Annotated in this window: 13 protein-coding genes; 1 reads left to right on the top strand and 12 read right to left on the bottom strand. The window is 62.9% G+C overall.

Annotated features, from left to right (window positions below; all coding sequences use genetic code 11):
- Positions 1-10 precede the first annotated feature (10 nt).
- From CAF70_RS24505 to yaaA, 12 genes are all read right to left on the bottom strand, one after another.
- Positions 11-658: an alginate O-acetyltransferase AlgF gene (locus tag CAF70_RS24505; RefSeq protein WP_085627207.1), complete on the bottom strand. Its 648-nt coding sequence runs from the start codon at positions 656-658 to the stop codon at positions 11-13.
- A 16-nt stretch (positions 659-674) separates the two neighbouring features.
- Positions 675-1,832, bottom strand: a complete 1,158-nt coding sequence (locus CAF70_RS24500; RefSeq protein WP_085627206.1) for an alginate O-acetyltransferase — start codon at positions 1,830-1,832, stop codon at positions 675-677.
- A 10-nt stretch (positions 1,833-1,842) separates the two neighbouring features.
- The gene (locus CAF70_RS24495; RefSeq protein WP_085627205.1) at positions 1,843-3,300 is read right to left on the bottom strand and encodes an MBOAT family protein; all 1,458 of its coding nucleotides are present in this window, start codon (positions 3,298-3,300) and stop codon (positions 1,843-1,845) included.
- A gap of 196 nt (positions 3,301-3,496) precedes the next feature.
- A complete protein-coding gene (locus CAF70_RS24490; protein WP_085627204.1) occupies positions 3,497-4,600 on the bottom strand; it encodes a mannuronate-specific alginate lyase in 1,104 nt (367 codons plus the stop codon).
- Positions 4,601-4,607: 7 nt separating this feature from the next.
- Complete coding sequence (locus CAF70_RS24485; protein ID WP_085627203.1) at positions 4,608-6,050, bottom strand: alginate O-acetyltransferase; 1,443 nt, start codon at positions 6,048-6,050, stop codon at positions 4,608-4,610.
- A 13-nt stretch (positions 6,051-6,063) separates the two neighbouring features.
- Positions 6,064-7,623 (bottom strand): mannuronan 5-epimerase AlgG, encoded by a 1,560-nt coding sequence (algG, locus tag CAF70_RS24480; protein WP_085627202.1) that lies wholly within the window; start codon positions 7,621-7,623, stop codon positions 6,064-6,066.
- A 22-nt stretch (positions 7,624-7,645) separates the two neighbouring features.
- Entirely contained in the window at positions 7,646-9,124 is a 1,479-nt protein-coding gene (locus CAF70_RS24475; protein WP_085627201.1) for an alginate export family protein, read from the bottom strand.
- A complete protein-coding gene (gene algK / locus CAF70_RS24470; protein WP_085627200.1) occupies positions 9,121-10,566 on the bottom strand; it encodes an alginate biosynthesis TPR repeat lipoprotein AlgK in 1,446 nt (481 codons plus the stop codon). The genes CAF70_RS24475 and algK overlap by 4 nt, the downstream gene beginning before the upstream one ends.
- A 90-nt stretch (positions 10,567-10,656) precedes the next feature.
- Positions 10,657-11,823: an alginate biosynthesis protein Alg44 gene (locus tag CAF70_RS24465; RefSeq protein ID WP_085627199.1), complete on the bottom strand. Its 1,167-nt coding sequence runs from the start codon at positions 11,821-11,823 to the stop codon at positions 10,657-10,659.
- 36 nt (positions 11,824-11,859) lie between these two features.
- Positions 11,860-13,341: a glycosyltransferase family 2 protein gene (locus tag CAF70_RS24460; RefSeq protein WP_085627198.1), complete on the bottom strand. Its 1,482-nt coding sequence runs from the start codon at positions 13,339-13,341 to the stop codon at positions 11,860-11,862.
- 73 nt (positions 13,342-13,414) lie between these two features.
- Positions 13,415-14,731, bottom strand: a complete 1,317-nt coding sequence (locus CAF70_RS24455; protein ID WP_003257136.1) for a nucleotide sugar dehydrogenase — start codon at positions 14,729-14,731, stop codon at positions 13,415-13,417.
- Positions 14,732-15,594: 863 nt separating this feature from the next.
- Entirely contained in the window at positions 15,595-16,374 is a 780-nt protein-coding gene (gene yaaA / locus CAF70_RS24450; RefSeq protein ID WP_085627197.1) for a peroxide stress protein YaaA, read from the bottom strand.
- A 137-nt stretch (positions 16,375-16,511) separates the two neighbouring features.
- Here yaaA and CAF70_RS24445 point away from each other — a divergent pair, with 137 nt between their 5' ends.
- Positions 16,512-17,639 carry a polysaccharide deacetylase family protein gene (locus tag CAF70_RS24445; protein ID WP_085627196.1) on the top strand — a complete coding sequence of 376 codons (1,128 nt, stop codon included), beginning with the start codon at positions 16,512-16,514 and terminating at the stop codon, positions 17,637-17,639.
- The last annotated feature ends 136 nt before the right edge of the window (positions 17,640-17,775 follow it).

The raw sequence follows: 17,775 nt of genomic DNA, 5'->3' as shown, positions 1-17,775 counted from the left end.
GCAGGGGCAATCAGTTGCTAGCCACGGGGCGAGTTACCCACACCGGCGACAAGGCGTTGCCGGAACCCGTTACGTACAGCACTGCGGCTTCGCCGCGCTCCAGGGCGACGGGTTTGACGTCGCCCACTTTCTTGTCTCCTTGGTACAGCGCCAGGTTGACCTTGACCGGGTTGATTTCGCGTTCGCCACGGCCGTTGGCGGCCACCGGCTTGACCACTTCGGTTTTGCCGTCGGCGGTCTTCAGGGTCAGTTGCTGGTCGCTCAGGTTCTGCACGCGAACCAGGGCTTTCTGCTTGTTCTTGAACGGTGGCTCTTCGATCAGTTGCGGGTTGCCGCTGGTGCTGTTGACCAGGGTGTAGTACTTGTCCGCAGCCAGCTTGACCGGCACGCTCTTGCCGCCGACCTGGGCGGTGTAGTCACCCCCTGGCAGGAAGCTGAAGTCACTGCTGCCCTGTGCGCCAACCTGCTTGATCTGGGTGTTGCCGACCGAAGCTGCCGCCGGTGCGCTGGAAGCGTTGTACAGGCGCACGAAGCTGGAGCCTTTCGGTGCGCTCGGGCCATAAAGTGCGGCATCGGCGCCGGCGAAGGCCTGCATGGAGGCCAGGGACAGGCCGGCAGCGAGGGTGAGGGCTTTGGCAATGGAAGTCTTGGTAGTCATGTGCAGGTTCCTCTGATTAGTGGTTAGTCCGGGTGGACGACAAAGCCAGGTTTTCTTCGGATTTACGGGTGTTCTTCAGCTGGGCGATCCACTGCGGATCGAAGCTGCTGAGGTCGTTCTTCATTGGCAGATAACGTTCGGGGAATTCCCACACCACCACCTGGGGTGCGGCGTTCTTGAAGGCATCGCTTTGCAGGTACTTGAGCATCGGCAGTAGCGGGCCATGGCCGTCTTCGGCGTAGTTGGCCACGTCGCTGCGCAGGGCCTGCTGCAACGCGCCGAGGAAGTTCCAGTGCGGGTTGGCGCTGTAGCTGGTGCCTACCAGTGCCACCGGGATCTGCGTGTCGGCGAACAGTGCGTCACCGGCTTCACCTTCGGCCTCGACCGGGCGAGTGGTGCGCTGCTGCAGGTTGTCCGGGGCCGGCAGCAGGTTGCTGAACAGCGGGTCCAGTGGCAGGAAGTTGGTCAGGTCGCCCTTGTACGGCGCGGTGCTGCCGGCTTCGGTGATGAACGTTTGTGGCTCACCATTGAGCATGCTCTGGCGGCCGACCGCTTCGGCCAGGGCCTGGGCGGCCACTTCGGCGCCCATCGGCGTCCAGTGGGTGTCGGTGCGCAGGAACACCTGGCCGCGGGCCTTGGCCTGCTCCATGGGTGCCATCAGGTCCGGGGCGAACACATTGGCCTGGCGTGCCTGGGCATGGAACTGGTTGTACAGGTCGTCATGCAGGCTGGTCGGCAGTTCCTTGCCCAGGTACTCGGCGTAGACCCGCGCCTTGGCAGGCACGATCGCCAATACAAGTTGGCTGCCGTGCTGCTGCAGGGTGTCACGCACGCCACGGATAAGCGCCAGGTTTTCCTGCATCAGCTGCTCGGCACCTGCGGTGGGCTTGAACTCTTCGTCACTGAACAGCCACTGGTCGCGGCCCAGCACTACGCCGGGGCGGCCTTCGTTGAACAGCTTGAAGTCCATCGCTGCCCACAGGTTGGTACCCAGGCGCTTGATCGGGAACTGCTCGTCATAGTGGGTCTCGGCGGCCTTGGCCAGCTTGCCGTTGAGCAGGGTCATCTGCTCGGTACGCTGGAAGCTTTGCAGACCACCGGTGGACCACACGCCCATGCCCACCAGCAGGCCGAGAAACGATAGCGAATAGGTAATGCGCAATGTCCGGGTCATGTCATCCACCTCAGAACTGGAAGTACAGGAACGGCGAGTAGCTCTGCGCCGAAAGCTTGAGGATCGAGGCCACGAACAGCAGCAGCACCAGGGCTCGGGTCATCACCCGGGTCCAGTCCAGGCCGATCGAGCCGTCGCTGTTGACCTGCACCGGGGTGGCCTTGGGCGTTGGCCTAGCGTTGCGGTAGAAGTCGCGCAGGCCGAAGAACGCCAGGGTGATGTAGGCGACTACCAGGGTGGCTACCTGCAGGCCGGTGAGCTGGGCACGGTTGAGTTCCGACAGCTGCCAGTCGCCGAAGCTGAACATGGCGCCGTACATGCGACCGGCCACTTCCAGGTTCTCGGCACGGAAGATCACCCAGCCGACCACCACCAGCAGGAAAGTGAACGCCCACTTCACCGGGTTGAAACGCTGTGGGTTGGTGTCGATGCCCAGTGCGCGCTCAATGGCCAGCCACATGCCGTGCCAGGCGCCCCAGATGATGTAGGTGAAGTTGGCACCGTGCCACAGGCCACCCAGCAGCATGGTCAGGAACAGGTTGCGGTAGGTGTTGAAGGTGCCTTTGCGGTTACCGCCCAAGGTGATGTACAGGTAGTCGCGCAGCCAGGTCGACAAGCTGATGTGCCAGCGCCGCCAGAACTCGGTGATCGACTGGCTGATGTACGGCTGCTTGAAGTTCTCCATGAAGCGGAAGCCCATCATCAGGCCCAGGCCGATGGCCATGTCGCTGTAGCCGCTGAAGTCGAAGTACAGCTGTGCGGTGTAGGCCAGGGCGCCGAGCCAGGCGTCGCCGGTGGTCGGGTTCTGCAGGGCGAAGCAGTGGTCGGCCACGACCGCCAGGGTATCGGCGATGAACACTTTCTTGATGAAGCCCTGCATGAAGCGGGTGCAGCCTTCGGAGAACTTGTCCAGGGTGTGGGTGCGGTTGTTGAACTGGTCGACCAGGTCCTTGAAACGCAGCACGGGGCCGGCGATCAGGTGCGGGAAGATCGCCACGAACGCCGCGAAGTCGATCAGGTTGCGGGTGGCCGGGGTGTCGCCGCGGTACACGTCGATGATGTAGCTGATCGACTCGAAGATGTAGAACGAGATACCGATCGGCAGCAGCACGTGAGTGAGGATGAACGGCTCCAGGCCGAACGAGGTGATGATCGCGTTCAGGCTGTCGACGCCAAAGTTGGCGTACTTGAAATAGCCGAGGATCGCCAGGTCGACACCAACGCCGAGCAGCAGCCAGCGCTGCGCCGGCTTGGTGCGCACCCCGGCGGCGCCGACTTTCAGGCCGATCCAGTAGTTCCACAGGGTGACCCCGGCGAACAGGGCCAGGAAGTCCACTCGCCACCAGGCGTAGAAGATGTAGCTGGCGACCAGCAGCAGCAGGTTGCGATAACGTTGCCCGCTCAAGTAGTACAGGCCGAGAAAGATCGGCAAGAACAGGAACAGGAACACGTTGGACGAGAAGACCATCCCGGTTCTCCTTTTTGTTCACAGCATCCGGGGCAAAGCGCCCCCCAAACCCCCCACTCAAAAAGTGGGGGAAGCCTTGGTACCTGTGGGAGCGGGCATGCCCGCGAACAAGGGCGAAGCCCTTGCCATGCACCGCGGTGCCTTCTTCGCGGGCATGCCCGCTCCCACAGGTTCCGACCCCAAAAAGGGGTTCAACTCATTTCTTGCTCTCTGCGCCAGGGTCATAGACCCGGGTCAGGTCGCCACCCAGCCGGAAGCTGTTGAACGGCTGCATGCCGCGCTTGCGTTGCAGGGTGTCGCCACTGCACGCATACAGGCTGCAGTAGGGCTCCATCCACGAGTACTTGCTGTCGATCTTCAGGTCTTTCATGTCCTGTTTCTCGCCATTGCGGGCCTTGAACGCGCTGGGGTCCTTCGACCCGTTCAGCACCCGCTGCGCCAGGCGCTGCAGGGCGTTGTTGTTCTCGCCGCGCACGTCCACGCCATTGACCTGGGCGAAGCTGGCGATCATCGCCAACGGCGGCAGGGCGTAGTTGTGGTAGGCCAGGGCGCGTTGCTTGCGCTTCAGCTCGTTGGGCAGGAAGCCCTGCTCGTCGACCTGGTTGGCGCCAACCCGGTATTCCTTCACGGCCCAGTCGAACAGGTCGCGACGGTCGGTGGCCACGGCGCTGGCCATCACCGCCCAGGCTGCCCAGTAGCTGTGGTTGTTGATCTTCTCCAGCGGCAGGTCGCTCCAGTCGCGCACGGTCTGTTCGGCCAGGCGGGCGAACCATTTTTCGATCAGCTCGGCCTCGGCCTGGTGCGCGGCCAGCGGCTGCGAATTGGAGAACTTCAGGCGCAGCCACGAACCACTCATGCTGCCCAGCGCCCATTTGCGCATCGACTTGCCGGTGTGGTTGTAGTCGGTGGACATCAGCGCATCGGCGCGGGCCCAACTGCCCAGCCAGGCCAGGGTGCACTCGAGCTGCGCCGGGCGGCCGTCACGCATGTACTGGCCGATCATCTTGCTCACGCCTTTCTCAAGGGTGGTGATGTCCTCGGTCGACTTGCGAAAAGCCTTTTCCGAGTCGGCATTGAGCGTGGCCCGCGCCTTGTCCGAGCCTTCGTACTTGCTGCGGAACTGAAGGGCGCCGGTGTACGGCTTGGGGGCAGCTTCGCAGCGGAAGTTGCCGTCGCCGGTCTTGAGCTTTTCGATCCCCTCGTAGTAACCCTGGGGCGGTACCAGCGCGGCGTGCGCAGCACCGCCGCACAGCGCCAGGGCAAGCAGGGCGGGGCGGGAAATTCGCTTGAACGGGATCATGATCGCCTCACTGGCCGGCCTGCGCGGTCTGCGCGGGCACGGCGAAGTTGTTGCGTTTGCAGAGCTTGGCTTCGACTTTCTGGGTGCCGCTTTCCGGCCCCTGCACCTCGAACGCCAGCAGGCTCTGGCTGGCCCAGTCCTCGTCTTCGCGCATCTGGAAGACGAAGCGGCCGTCGGTGTCGGAGGTTTCCGGTTTTTCCAGCTTGATGTCCTCGTGGCGGCCGTTGAGGTACCAGAGGGTGGCCTGCAGCACCTTCACCGACGGGTCTTCGAATTTCACATCCATTTGTATGTTGCGGTTGACCAGGTCCTTGAGCACGCCACCCTTGCCGTTGACCATCAGCTCGTTCTTGCCGGGCTTGAGGGTGGCGCTGGCGCTCATCAGGGCCGGGCGGTCATCGCAGCCGTCGTCGAGCAGGCCAAGGATCTGCCGCCAGATGGTTTCCTGGTCCAGGCGATACAGCGGGGAGAATTCCCAGATCAGAATCTTCGGCGGGTTCTTCTGGAATTCCTCGCTGCCCAGGTACTGGATCATCGAGCCTTCCAGGCCACCGCCGGGGAAGGCCACGTTCAATACATCGGCACCAATGTACTGTTGCAGGAAGCCCGCAAAGTTGTAGTTCTTGCCGCTGTGACTGGTACCGACCAAGGTGATCTGCGCGTTGCCGGCGTCACCGAACAGGTCGTCACCGCCACCGTCGGAGCCTTTCGGCTCGGTGGCGAACTGGTCCATGTACTGCACTGCGTAGCTGGTGCCACAGAGCTGGCCGGCGACGTTATGCAAGGTGCCGGTCTTGCCCATGCGCCCGGACTTCTTCGTTTCGAACTCCTTGCGCGGGATGCCTTCGAAGGCCGGCATCTTGTGCACGGTCTCGGCCACGATCTTCGCCGCGCGCTCGGCGCCATACGGCGTCCAGTGCTGGTCGCCACGGAAGTAGAAGTCCTTGCCCTGATCGGCAGCGGCCAGTTGTTCGTTGGTCAGCGGTGAAAGGTCTGGGACGTTGTAGCCCATGCTGGCGAAACGCTTGAGCATTGCCTGGTAATTGCCCAGGGCCTTCTGGTAGTCGAAGGCGGCTTTTTCCGCCGGGTTGAGCATGTTGCGGTTCACCAGGCCACGGGTTGGCTGGTACACCACCACCAGTTCCACACCGCGCTTCTTGAACGCGTCATGTACTTGCTGCAGGCGCTTGTAGCCGGCCGGGGTGGTGTTGAACTCGGTGCGCAGGTCTTCGCGGGTACGGAACAGCCAGTCGCCCTTGGCCTGCACCAGCGTAGTGAAGTTCTGCTGGTAACGGGTGGTGTAGCGGCTGGCGTCATGCGCTTCAGGGCACAGCTGGCAGCAAGGCTCGGCGCTGAAGGTAGGGGCCTTGACGTCTTCGGCGCGCACGCCCTGGCTGATCGCCAGGAGGGCGGCGGACAGGCCCAGCAGTTTCATCAGATGTGGAATCATGGTCTGGGCTTCCTTAATCGATCATTTCGGTCTGGCGTTCGACCGGGTCGATCAGCACAGCCTTTTGCTGGCGTACCAGCAGGTCGAGGATTTCGTCCTGGCGTTCGCCGAGGATGCCGTTGAGGCTGATGCCGCTGGCCTTGCGCGGGGCGAGCATGGATACCTTGTACAGCTCGACCGACAGCGGCGAGTCGATGGACAAGGGCCCGGAGCCGTTGGCCGCCAGTTCGCCACCGACCAGGATCAGCGACACCTTGGTGTCGAACGGGTCGAGGGCGATGTCACGGTCGGTGTCGGACAGGTCCTTGATGTGGCCGTACACGCCGACCAGGCCGTTGGCCATGGCGACGTTTTCGTACAGGCGGATGTTCACGCTGTTACGCACGCGGATGCCGTGGCGGCGGTTGTTGATCAGCTTGTTGCCCCAGATCAGGTTGTCGCCACTTTCGTACAGGGTGATGCCGTCGGTGTGGTTGCGGTAGATCTCGTTGTAGGCAATCAGGTTGTTGACGCTGTTACGGTCGATCACCACGCCCGAGAGCTTGTTGTCGAAGCTCTTGTTGTTGATGATCCAGCTGTCGTTGACCTCACGCGAAACGATGATGCCGTGTTTCTTCTTGGTGCCGTATACCGTGTTGCCGGCGATGATCAGCCGGTGCGAGCGGTCATGCGGGTCGATGCCGTAGACGATGTTGTCGCGGTAGGTGCTGTCCTTGACCACGAAGTCCTGGGTCTCGTAGCAGTAGAAGCCGTACCACATGTCGCTGAACTCGGAGCCGATGATCCAGCCGGTGGGTTCCGGGCGGCCCATGCGCTTGGCCATGTTCGGCGTGTACTGCGAGATACTCACGCCATACGACTTGGACTTGGCGTAGCCGAAACTGGCCATCTTGGTATTGACGATGTAGGTCTCGGTGCCGCCCCACGACAGCAGGAACGGGCGGAATTCCTTGGGCGAGCGGAAGGTCGCCGGGCCGTTGTCCTTCTCGCGCCAGCCAGTCACCTGGGTGTCGGTGACGAACAGCTTGCCGTCGTTGACCAGGAACGAACCGCCTTCCTGGGACAGGCGCAGCTGCTTGACCTTGCCGTCGATCTCGAGAATTCCCTTCTGCCCGACCACGATCGGAAGGCGCGCCAGGTACACGCCAGGCTCGACTTCGCTGAGGTATTGTTTAGGTACCTTCTTGCTCAGCTCGACCAGGTCGAGATGGCCGTCATCGACGAAGATCGCCTGCGGAATGCCATGCTGGCGCTGGACCCACTCGGCCGCCTTGTTGTCGCCGCCGACGAATTCCTTGAGGGTGTCTTCCTGGAACATACGGCGCACGCTGACCTTGCCCTTGTGGCGGCGGTCGATTTTCTTCTGCACCGCCTCGGCGGTGTAGCCAGTCAGGTCAGGCAGCTTGGGCGGGTCCATGTGCAGGGGCTCGACCGGTGCGCTGGAGACCGTGTAGGTCTTGGCCTGCTGCAGTTCCTTGGCGATCACCTTGGGCTCTGCGGCAGCGACCAGGCCACTGGCCAGCAGCAACGCGCTGGCCAACAGGCTGTGACGTAAGTGCGGGTGAAGGTTCATAACGGTAAGTCCTCTACCGGCCTCAGAAGCGCCAGATCACGTCGACGAAGGCACGGTGCATGTACGAGTCCGCTTCCTTGCCGTAAGCATCGCCCGGCTTGAACACACCAGCGCGCAGGCGCACCAGGGCAGATGGCTCGTCGATGGCCTGGCTCATCGAAGCCGGCAGCAGGCCTTGCTTGAAGTACTTGGTCACGACCACGTCCATTTCCTGGCCAAGGTCTTTTTCGCCATCGACCAGCGGGCGGTTCACACCGTTGTCGTTGACCACCGCGTTGATGCCGCTGGAACCGATGTTCTGGTTGCCATCGACACGCCAGAACTTGTGGTAGATGAAGCTGGCGTCGTAGTCATCGCGCAGTTGCCAGGAGGCGAACAGGGTGGCCGCCTGCAGGTTGCCCAGCTCGCCACGGAAGGCTTCACCGAAGCGGTGCACGCGCGAACGGGTACCGGTGTAGTTGGAGCGGTTGCTCTCCAGGCCGGTCTGCTCGTAGTTGCTCGAACCGTCGTCGCCACCGCCGCCGCTGCCACGGGCGTAGGCCGCACCGACCTGCCATTGGGGGTCGAGGCGCAGGCGGATGCCGAGGTCGGTGGCCCAGGCGTTGACGTCACCGCTCTGCTTGCCGGTGGCCACGGTTTCGTCACCGACGACCTGGCTGCTGAGAGTGTCGCGGTCACCGGTCAGCCAGGTGACGCTGCCCCAGTAGTTGACGGTGTGGTCGTTGCGCCAGTTGTAGGCGTCGCTGTTGGCTTCCAGACCCAGCCAGGTGAGGTCGCCGGTGCGGGTCTTGTCCAGCGCATCGACGGTTTCGCCCGGGTTCTTCAGGCTGCCGCCGTCGTGGGTGTGGTGGGCGCGTACGCCGACCCAGTGGCCAGGAGTCCACTGCGTTGCGACGTTGCCGTAGATGTGCGTGCGGTCCTTGTCTTCCGGGGCCAGCTCGGTGAGGTCGGTGCGGTATTCGCTGAAGCGCTGGGCTACGCCCAGGTCGGCCTTGAGCAGGGTGGTGTCGAAGGTCCAGTTCAGCGCCTCGATGTTGGTGTCACGCCACATGCCATCGTCGCTGCGCAGGCGCTGGCGACCGAAACGCAGCTGCTCGCCGGGGTAGGCGGTGAGGCCGCTGTAGCCGACCCAGAATTCGCGCATGGCCAGGTAGCTCTTGTCCTGCTCGCGGCCGTCGGCGGCGGTGTCGGTGGTGGTGCCGTCGTCGTTCTGGCGCAGGGTGTCGGTTTCGATGGTGTCGGTAGCAGTGACGGCCTGGCCCATGGCATAGGCGCTCCAGTTGCCGCGCTCGCCATATACCCAAGGGCGCAGGTCGAGGCCCAGGCCGCTGACGTCGCCGCCGGAGCGGGTACCGAGGTCACGGTCGTCTTCCGACTGGCCGGTGATTTTCACATCCAGGCCGAAGTTCTTTTCAGCGGTCATTTCCGCCAGGGTCGGGCAGGACCACAGCAGGGCGAAGCTCAGGCCGATGCCGGCTTTCACGAAGGGATTGAGCGTCATAGCGAGTCCTCACCGGTTACTTCTTTTTCGTCGTCTTGCAGGGCTTCGATGGCCAGGGTGCTGTTGGCGCCCTGGCTCATGCTGCCGCGTGCCTGCTTTTCCTGTGCCAGCAGTTGCTGGGCCTGGCTGCGCTGGTCAGGTGTAAGTTGCTGGTCGAGCTGCTGCAGCAGTTCAGCGGACTGTGGCGACGGGTTGGCCTGGGCCAGCTGGGCGAATACCCAGGCGTTGCCCGGTTGCGGGCGAATGCCATGGCCTTCGCTGAACAGCTGGGCCAGGGCGTAGTCGGCGCTGTTCTGTCCGCCACGGGCGGCGGCCAGCAGGTGGTCGACGGCCTTCTGCGGCTCGACGTTGCCCAGGTAGCCGCGGCGGTACAGTTGGCCCAGGTAGTAATGGGCGCTGACTTCGCCGGCGTCGGCGGCAGCCTGCAGGTGTTGTTCGGCTTTGGCCGCATCCGCAGGCAGGGTCTTGCCTTCGTAGTACAGGCGGCCCAGCAACAGTTCGGCGCGTGGCTGTTCGGCTTCGCGGCCCTTGTCGATGTAGGCCATCAGCTGGTCGGTATCGCCCAGCTCGGGGAAGTCGTACACCAGTTGCGCCAGGCTGACCCAGGACGCCGGGTTGGCTGGGGCCACCTGTTCGAGCAGGTCCTTGGCGGTTTTCTCGTCGGTCTGGCCGAGGCTGCGGTCAGCCAGTACCCGGGCAACGCTGTCGACCCGGGTGGCCGGTACTGCGCCACGGGCGTAGGCCGCCTTGAGCTGACCGAGCAGGGCAGCCTGCTGGTCGGCCTGGCCACGCTTCTGGTACACGGTGGCCAGTTCGACGTAGCAGATGTCGGTGGTGTTCAGCGCGGCCTTGCAGATGTTCTCCACTTCGCCCAGGTGCTGGTCGTAGGTGCCCTGGGTGCGGTACAGCAGCACCTGGGCCAGGCCCGCTTCCGGGTTGCCGGCGGCGCGCCACTGGTCGATCTGCTGCTGCGCGTTGACCTTGGGGAAGCTCTGCGGGTAGCTCAGGTAGAGCATCGCCAGTGGTATCAGGGTGTTGCTTTCGCCCTGTTTGGCTGCTTGCTTGAGCAGTTTCTCGGCTTCTTCGCGCTCGGCCTGGGTGCTGTCGGGCTTGGCCACCAGCAGGCGGCCAAGGCGCGCCTGGGCACGCGGCGAAATAGCGGCCGCGGCGCGGTAGGTGGCTTCGGCTTCCTTGATTTTCGCCGGATCGCGGGTGGCGACCTTGATATCGGCCAGGCCCACTTGCGCTTCGCTGTAGCCCAGGTCGGCCAGCGCCTTGTAGTTGCGCTCGGCCAGTGCCGTGTCACCGCGCTTCATGGCCTCGTTGGCCAGGCGCTGATCGGGCAGGCCCGCACAGCCCGCCAAGGCGATGGCCATGGCCAGGCTGCACAGCCCAAGGTTTACTCGGACCCTGTGGGAGCGGGCGTGCCCGCGAATCGGCATAGCCGATGATGTTGCCCCTGCTGGCCTCTTCGCGGGCACGCCCGCTCCCACAGGGTATGTGTTGGTATCAGAGATCATTGTCAGATCCTCTTACAGCCCACGGGCCATGGCTTTGTCGATCAGCCAGTTCAGCGACGGGCCACGGTCGCTGTTGACCGAAGCCGGGCGGCCGGCGAGTTCGGCGGGCAGGGCGCTGTCGGGCTTGATCTGCACACGGATGTCGGCGGCCAGGTCTTCGCTGTTGAGGCTGGCACTGCTGACGATCTGGCCGGTGCGCACTTCGTCTTCGCCGGCTACCTGGAAGTTGACCCGGGTGCCTGGCTTGACCTCGTCGAACTGGCGGTAGGTGAAGCGCGCCTCGATCATCGGGTTGGTGGTGCGCGGGATCAGCTGGAAGATCGGCTGGCCCTTGGCGGCGTACTGGCCGTTGTCCACCAGCTGGCGGGCAACCACGCAGTCACAGGGGCTGGTGAGGGTGCCGGACAGCTGCTTGCCGAACAGTTCCTCGATCTTCGCCGGCTCCAGTTGCGCGTCTTCCAGGTTGCCCTTGAGCATGTCCAGCATGCTGGTGGTGAAGCTGGCCAGTGGCGCGCCCTTGGCGATCAGCCCGCCGCTGTCGACCAGGCTATTCACGGTGCCGTCGCGCGGCATGGTGATGTTGGTAGTGGGCACTGCGACCACGCCGGCTTCGGCGTGGCTGACGAAGTACATGCCGTACAGCGACTTGGCGATGAAGCCGAAGGCGGCGACACCGACCACGAACACGCCGAGGGTGACCGTCACTGCCTTGAGGCGGCCGAAGGCGCTCAGGCCGGCGCCGCTGTCCTTTTGCTTGCGCGCCTTGGTGAAGTTGTCACGCTGCAGGGTGCTGAGCACATCGCCTGCGGTGATCAGTTCACCCGACAGGTGCGAAGTGATGATGTGGCGCAAGGTGGCGATGTCGCGTGGCTCGAGGTTCTGGAACTGCGCGCCGGTGCGGCCACTGTCCGGGTGGTATGAGCGCACCTGGAACTCGATGTCCATCGACAGGCCGAGGTTGTCGACCGTGAACTGCAGCCTTCCGCGTAGCACGTCGCCAACCGTCAGTTGTTGCTTGGTGTGGAAGCTCAGGCCACCGGCGGAGAGGTCGTCGACCTTCACATCGTGGGCCTGGCGCTGAGCGTCGAGGAACCGCAGCTTGGCGGGGATACGTACCCGGGCATGCTGGCGCTGGGCTTCGGACTCATGCACGACGTTGACGTTCACGGCGGTATTCATGTGGTTTGTTCCTGTTAGTTCCGATCCGGGTTGGGCTCACACGACCATGAACAGCACAGCGACGAAGATGCTGGCAGCCGAGAAGGTCATGGTCCGCGAGGACCAGGTGTTGAACCATTGTTGAAAGCTGGCGAGGTCTCGCTTGAGGGCAGTGGGCTGACGCGTCCAGGACTGCTTGTCGAGGCGGAAGAACACGTAGATCTTCATCAGCGCGCCGATGATCTGGTTGTAATAGAGAATCAGCGGGTAGGCCGGGCCGACGTTGTGGCCGGAGCACAGCAGCATGATGGTGAGGATCAGGCGGGTGATGCCGATCCACAGCAGGTACACCAGCAGGAAGCCCAGGCCGAACTTGAGGCTGGCGATCACTGCCACGGTCAGGCCCAGCAGGCTGGTCCACATCGACACGCGCTGGTCGAACAGCACGATGCTGGTGAACAGCCCCAGGCGGCGCAGGCCCAGGCCCAGCGCGCGGGAGTTCTGCCGCAGGTTGTTGCCGTACCAGCGGTACATCAGCTTGCGGCTGGCCTTGAAGAAGCTCTTCTCCGGCGGGTGCTCGACCGTGTTGATGGCGGCGTCCGGCACGTAGAAAGTGTCATAGCCCAGGCGCATCAGGCTGAACCAGCTGGACTTGTCGTCACCGGTGAGGAACTTGAAGCGGCCCAGGCGCCAGTGCATCAGCGAGTCGCTTTCGACGTCGGCGATGAACTCGGGGTTGGTCACCACGCTGGCGCGGAACATCGACATGCGCCCGGTCATGGTGAGCACGCGCTTGGACAGGGCCATCGAGCACATGTTGATGTGGCGCTGGGCGAAGCGCAGCTTGTGCCACTCGCTCATGATGTAGCCGCCACGCACTTCGCAGAACTCGTTGGTGGTCAGGCCGCCGACGTTGGGGAACAGCTTGAACCACGGCACGGTCTTGCGTACCACGCCATCGCCCAGCACGGTGTCGCCGTCGATCACTGCGACCACAGCGTTCTCGTCCGGCAGCATGCGCGAGATGGCACGGAAACCGTAGGCCAGGCCGTCACGCTTGCCGGTACCGGCGATGCGCACGATGTCCAGTTTCACGTGGGCTGGCGGGTTGTATTTGGCCCACAGGCTTTTCACCAGCAGTTCGTCCGACATTTCCACCAGCGAGCAGACCACGGTGGTGGGGAAGCCACAGTTGATCGCCTCGCGGATCACCGAGCTGTAAACCTGGGCAGTGGTCAGCGCTTCGATGCGGAAGCTGGTCACCATCAGGTACACATGGGACGGGTCGGCGTCCTTGCCCATCTTCTGCACCTTGCGGCGCAGGTACGGGTACACGCCGTAGAGGAAGATCATGCCGCGGATGAAATGGGTGGCGCCCATGGAATAGCGCCAGATGCCGACTGCGCCGACCAGGAAGATGAAGTGCTTCGACTGCGAGTCGAAGATATCGGCTGGCAGGGCCAGGGCGATCAACATGAGCAGACTCATGTAGAGCAGCCAACCGGCGCACTGCAACAGCACTGTCTGGATCCTTTGCATGTTCAGCATCCGTCGAGAATTCGGGGAAAGGTGGGCAGCGGTGGTGGGGAGGCCATCGCTGCCCTGCCGGCACTTACCAGCAAATGCCTTCGGTACGGCTGGTGGCGCAGGTCGGTTTGCTCATGAAGCCGACCAGGTCGATCACGTGCTTGCCGGCCGGTGCTTGCTGTGCCAGTGCACGGAACTGCTCGTCACGGTTGCCCAGGACGATGATGTCGGCGTTGTCGATCACCTTCTGGAAGTCGGCGTTGAGCAGCGACGACACGTGCGGGATCTTCGACTCGATGTAGTCCTTGTTGGCGCCGTGGACGCGGGCGTACTGGACGTTCTCGTCGTAGATGTCCAGCTGGTAGCCCTTGCCGATCAGGCGCTCGGCCAGTTCCACCAGCGGGCTTTCCCGCAGGTCGTCGGTGCCGGCCTTGAAGCTCAGGCCGAGCAGTGCGACCTTGCGCTTGTCGTGGGCTTCGATCAGCTCGAAGGCGTTCTGCACCTGCGATTCGTTGCTGCGCATCAGCGAGTCGAGCAGCGGTGCGCGAACATCCAGGCTGGCAGCACGATAGGTGAGGGCGCGCACGTCCTTGGGCAGGCACGAGCCGCCGAAGGCGAAGCCTGGGCGCATGTAGTACTGGGACAGGTTCAGCACCTTGTCCTGGCAGACCACGTCCATCACGTCACGGCCATCCACGCCTACGGCTTTGGCGATGTTGCCGATCTCGTTGGCGAAGGTGACCTTGGTGGCGTGCCACACGTTGCAGGTGTACTTGATCATCTCGGCCACTTCGATCGGCTTGCGGATGATCGGCGCGTCGAGCTCTTCGTACAGGGCCTGGAGGATGTCGCCGCTGGCGCTGTCCAGTTCGCCGATGACGGTCATCGGTGGCTGGTCGTAGTCCTTGATCGCGGTGCTTTCACGCAGGAATTCCGGGTTGACCGCGACGCCGAAGTCGACGCCGGCTTTCTTGCCCGAGCAGTCTTCGAGGATCGGGATCACCACGTTCTTCACGGTGCCCGGCAGCACGGTGCTGCGTACCACGATGGTGTGGCGGCGCTCGCTGTCACGCAGCACGTAGCCGATTTCGCGGCATACCGACTCGATATACTCAAGGCCCAGGTCGCCGTTCTTCTTGCTTGGGGTACCCACGCAGATCATCGATACGTCGCTGGCACGGATGGCTTCGGCGAAATCGGTAGTACCGCGCAGGCGGCCGTTGGCGATGCCCTGTTGCAGCAGTGCTTCCAGGCCAGGTTCGACGATGGGCGACTTGCCCTGATTGATCAGGTCGATCTTGGTGCTGGACACGTCCACACCGATCACTTCATGGCCTCGCGCCGTCAGGCAGCCTGCACAGACTGCACCCACATAACCCAAACCAAAGATGCTGATACGCATCGCTATCACCTCATGTGTTTATCACGCCGACCCTCCGGAGAGAGCCGGGCTGGGTTGATTAACAACAGTTTTCGGGCGCACGGATTCCATGGCGAAATGCACACTTCGCCGAGCGCAGGCAAAATAAATCCGGAGCGCAAAAAGTTATGCACTCAAATGTGGCAGTAAAAAGCCATTAATTAAAAAACGTGCCCTGGAATGCAGCCGTCTTTATTGCAATGCGCTACCTGGCGCGTTGCTGTGCTTGTTTTTTCAAGTGGAAAAATCCTTTGAAATCAACCACTAGGACGAATTGTAAGGGACGCGTCTCTCCTGCGTGGACAGGGTCTTCGGGGGTTGCCGTCATACCTGTCGAAGTTGTTGGGCTGGTAGTGGATACCTGCCGTTGTCATCTGTAAGTCATCTCTCACACCCCGAGGGCAGGAAAATCGTTACGGCACTATGAGCGATTCGTCGTAGCAGAAGTTCCGGGGTGGGTTCGGCGCGGATGAAAGATTTCTAAATATTTTTTCAGTGGCGAACAATTTCAATTTGATAGCACGCGGGGGTTTTGCCCCGATATATAAAGGGCGAAACTGTTGCGAGATATTTTTGTGCCAGTATTGAAAAATTTTTTGAAAAATTCGTCAAAAAAGCTACGAACGGTCTTATGGCGTTTGGCGATAAGTAGTGGTGTGACGTTTTATTGGCGTCGGATTTGTGGCGTAGTGGCGATATGAAGTGTGCCCTGTTGAGGGGCAAAGGCGGGGAGAAATGTTTTTGCCCATTCGCGGGCACGCCCGCTCCCACAGGTTGGTCACCGACCTTGAATTCAGTGGCATACCTGTGGGAGCGGGCGAGCCCGCGAAAGCGGTGCTACAGGCTTACTCGGTGGGATGATCGCGCAGAAACACCAGCTGGTCCGGCTTCGACTGCTCGGCACTGTAGTAGTACCCCTGCACATCGAACTGCTTGAGCTGCTCCGGGTCGCTGATGCGCTGCTGGATGACGAAGCGGCTCATCATGCCGCGGGCTTTCTTGGCGTAGAAGCTGATGATCTTGTACTGGCCGTTCTTCAGGTCCTTGAAGTCGACGTTGATCACCCGGGCCTTGAGCGCACTGCGTTTCACCGCGCTGAAGTACTCGTTGCTGGCCAGGTTCAGCAGCACATCATCGCCCTGTTCGGCCAGGGCCTGGTTCAACCACTCGCTGATGCGCGTGCCCCAGAAGGCGTACAGGTCCTTGCCGCGGGCGTTGGCCAGCTTGGTGCCCATTTCCAGGCGGTAGGGCTGCATCAGGTCGAGCGGGCGCAGCAGGCCGTACAGGCCCGAAAGCATGCGCAGGTGATCCTGGGCATAGCTGAAGTCGTCCTCGCCCAGGCTCTCGGCGTCGAGGCCGGTGTACACGTCACCCTTGAACGCCAGCAGCGCCTGCTTGGCATTGGCCGGGGTGAAGTCCGGGGTCCAGCTGCCGAAGCGCGCGGCATTCAGGCCGGCGAGCTTGTCGGACAGGTGCATCAGTTCGCTGATCTGCGCCGGTGACAGGTCGCGCAGCTGCTGGATCAGTTCCTGGGAGTCGTCCAGATACTGGGGCAGGGTGAAGCGTTCGGTCACCGGCGGGGTGTCGTAGTCGAGGGTCTTGGCGGGGGAAATCACCGTCAGCATCGGGTCGGCTCCTGGCATCGTTGGCCGGGGATTCTACGGGCTGGACGGGGCAAGTCCAAACTATGCCGACGATAGTCACAGACCATGACCGATGCAGAGGCTATAGTGCGCGTTTCGCCGTTGCGGAGCCTTCAACCGTGCGTATTGCCTCTGCCTTGCTGGCCGCTCTGCTGAGCCTGGCCGTGCAAGCCGCTCCTTCACCCCAGGTGAGCCTGGACCGCAGCCTGTGGCCCGAACAGCTGGACAGCCCGGCGTTGTTCGACGTGGCTTCGCGGGCCGAGATCCTCTCGTTCGCCCAGGTGCTGCACGAAAGCGAACTGCTGGACGACGCGACGCTGGCGGCGCGCCTGGGGCTGCGACAGATCAACCTGCAGAAGGTGCGCCTGGTGCGGGCGCGCATGTGGCAGCGGTTGTGGGAGGGTTATCAACAGGCTCAGCGCAGTTGCGAGCAGGATGCGTCGTTCTGCTACCCGGTAACGTCGATGGCGGAGTTGCGCACGCAAGCGACGACGTTCGCGACTGATGTCGGCACGTTCTACACAGGCTGGATCGAGCCGAGCCACCAGTTCCATGTGCGCTACCTGGACGAGCAGCTGCGCAAGGCTGCGTTGCTGCCACAGACCAGCAGCGAGGTGGAGCGGCTGTCCTCGCGCGAGCGCAACGGGGATCAGCTGAACGACCGCATGTTCCTGCTGACCTTCGTTGGTGGGCCCGGGCCGCAGGGCGGCAGTACCGATCTGCTGGCTGATTATCTGCGCCGGCAAAAGCTTGAAGGCACGTTCTTCGTGCTCGGCAATCGCCTGCAGCAACGCCGTGACGCCGGTGCGGCAGATGCCTTGCGCCAACTCTATCGTGGGCAATGCGTGGGGATTCAGGGTTGGGAGTACCGCTCCCATGCGCAGTGGACAGACTGGCAGGATTCGTTGCGGCGCAGCCAGGCACGAGTGCAGGCCGACTTGCCGGAGCAGTACGTGCCGTTGTTCCGGCCGCCTTATGGGCAGCGCCGTGCCGATGGCGAGGCTTTCATGGCCAGCCAGCAGCTGCGGGTATCATTGTGGGACATCGATGCCCAGGATGATGGCGCACTGAGTGCCGAGGCCTCTGCCCAGCGGGTGCTGACCTTGATGCTGCTGTGGCGCAAGGGGGTGATCCAGTTCCATGACGGCCTGCCCAAGGCGCAGCCGGCGGTGGAGTGGTTGTTGCGCAATACCGCGCAGAGCGGGATTGGTTGGGAAGATTGCCAGGCGTATGGCTTGAGGGGGTAGGGGCCGCTTTGCGGCCCATCGCGACGCAAGGCCGCTCCTTGTATGTTGTGTCTGGCCTAGCGGGAGAGGTTATTCTCGTCGGGCTGAAGAAGCACTTCCGGGGAGGCCGATCGCTCCTGAAGGCAGGTATTGCCCC

It is taken from the genome of Pseudomonas sp. B19(2017) (assembly GCF_002113165.1).
In the GTDB taxonomy this organism is placed as follows: Bacteria; Pseudomonadota; Gammaproteobacteria; order Pseudomonadales; family Pseudomonadaceae; genus Aquipseudomonas.
This window is presented reverse-complemented; position numbering and strand designations above follow the sequence as displayed.

Excerpts from the sequence above, each read along its gene's own strand:
- yaaA (WP_085627197.1), bottom strand. The coding sequence starts at position 16,374 with ATGCTGACGGTGATTTCCCCCGCCAAGACCCTCGACTACGACACCCCG.
- CAF70_RS24465 (WP_085627199.1), bottom strand. The coding sequence starts at position 11,823 with ATGAATACCGCCGTGAACGTCAACGTCGTGCATGAGTCCGAAGCCCAG.
- CAF70_RS24495 (WP_085627205.1), bottom strand. The coding sequence starts at position 3,300 with ATGGTCTTCTCGTCCAACGTGTTCCTGTTCCTGTTCTTGCCGATCTTT.
- CAF70_RS24505 (WP_085627207.1), bottom strand. The coding sequence starts at position 658 with ATGACTACCAAGACTTCCATTGCCAAAGCCCTCACCCTCGCTGCCGGC.
- CAF70_RS24455 (WP_003257136.1), bottom strand. The coding sequence starts at position 14,731 with ATGCGTATCAGCATCTTTGGTTTGGGTTATGTGGGTGCAGTCTGTGCA.
- CAF70_RS24500 (WP_085627206.1), bottom strand. The coding sequence starts at position 1,832 with ATGACCCGGACATTGCGCATTACCTATTCGCTATCGTTTCTCGGCCTG.
- CAF70_RS24460 (WP_085627198.1), bottom strand. The coding sequence starts at position 13,341 with ATGCAAAGGATCCAGACAGTGCTGTTGCAGTGCGCCGGTTGGCTGCTC.
- CAF70_RS24490 (WP_085627204.1), bottom strand. The coding sequence starts at position 4,600 with ATGATCCCGTTCAAGCGAATTTCCCGCCCCGCCCTGCTTGCCCTGGCG.
- algK (WP_085627200.1), bottom strand. The coding sequence starts at position 10,566 with ATGCCGATTCGCGGGCACGCCCGCTCCCACAGGGTCCGAGTAAACCTT.
- CAF70_RS24485 (WP_085627203.1), bottom strand. The coding sequence starts at position 6,050 with ATGATTCCACATCTGATGAAACTGCTGGGCCTGTCCGCCGCCCTCCTG.
- CAF70_RS24475 (WP_085627201.1), bottom strand. The coding sequence starts at position 9,124 with ATGACGCTCAATCCCTTCGTGAAAGCCGGCATCGGCCTGAGCTTCGCC.
- algG (WP_085627202.1), bottom strand. The coding sequence starts at position 7,623 with ATGAACCTTCACCCGCACTTACGTCACAGCCTGTTGGCCAGCGCGTTG.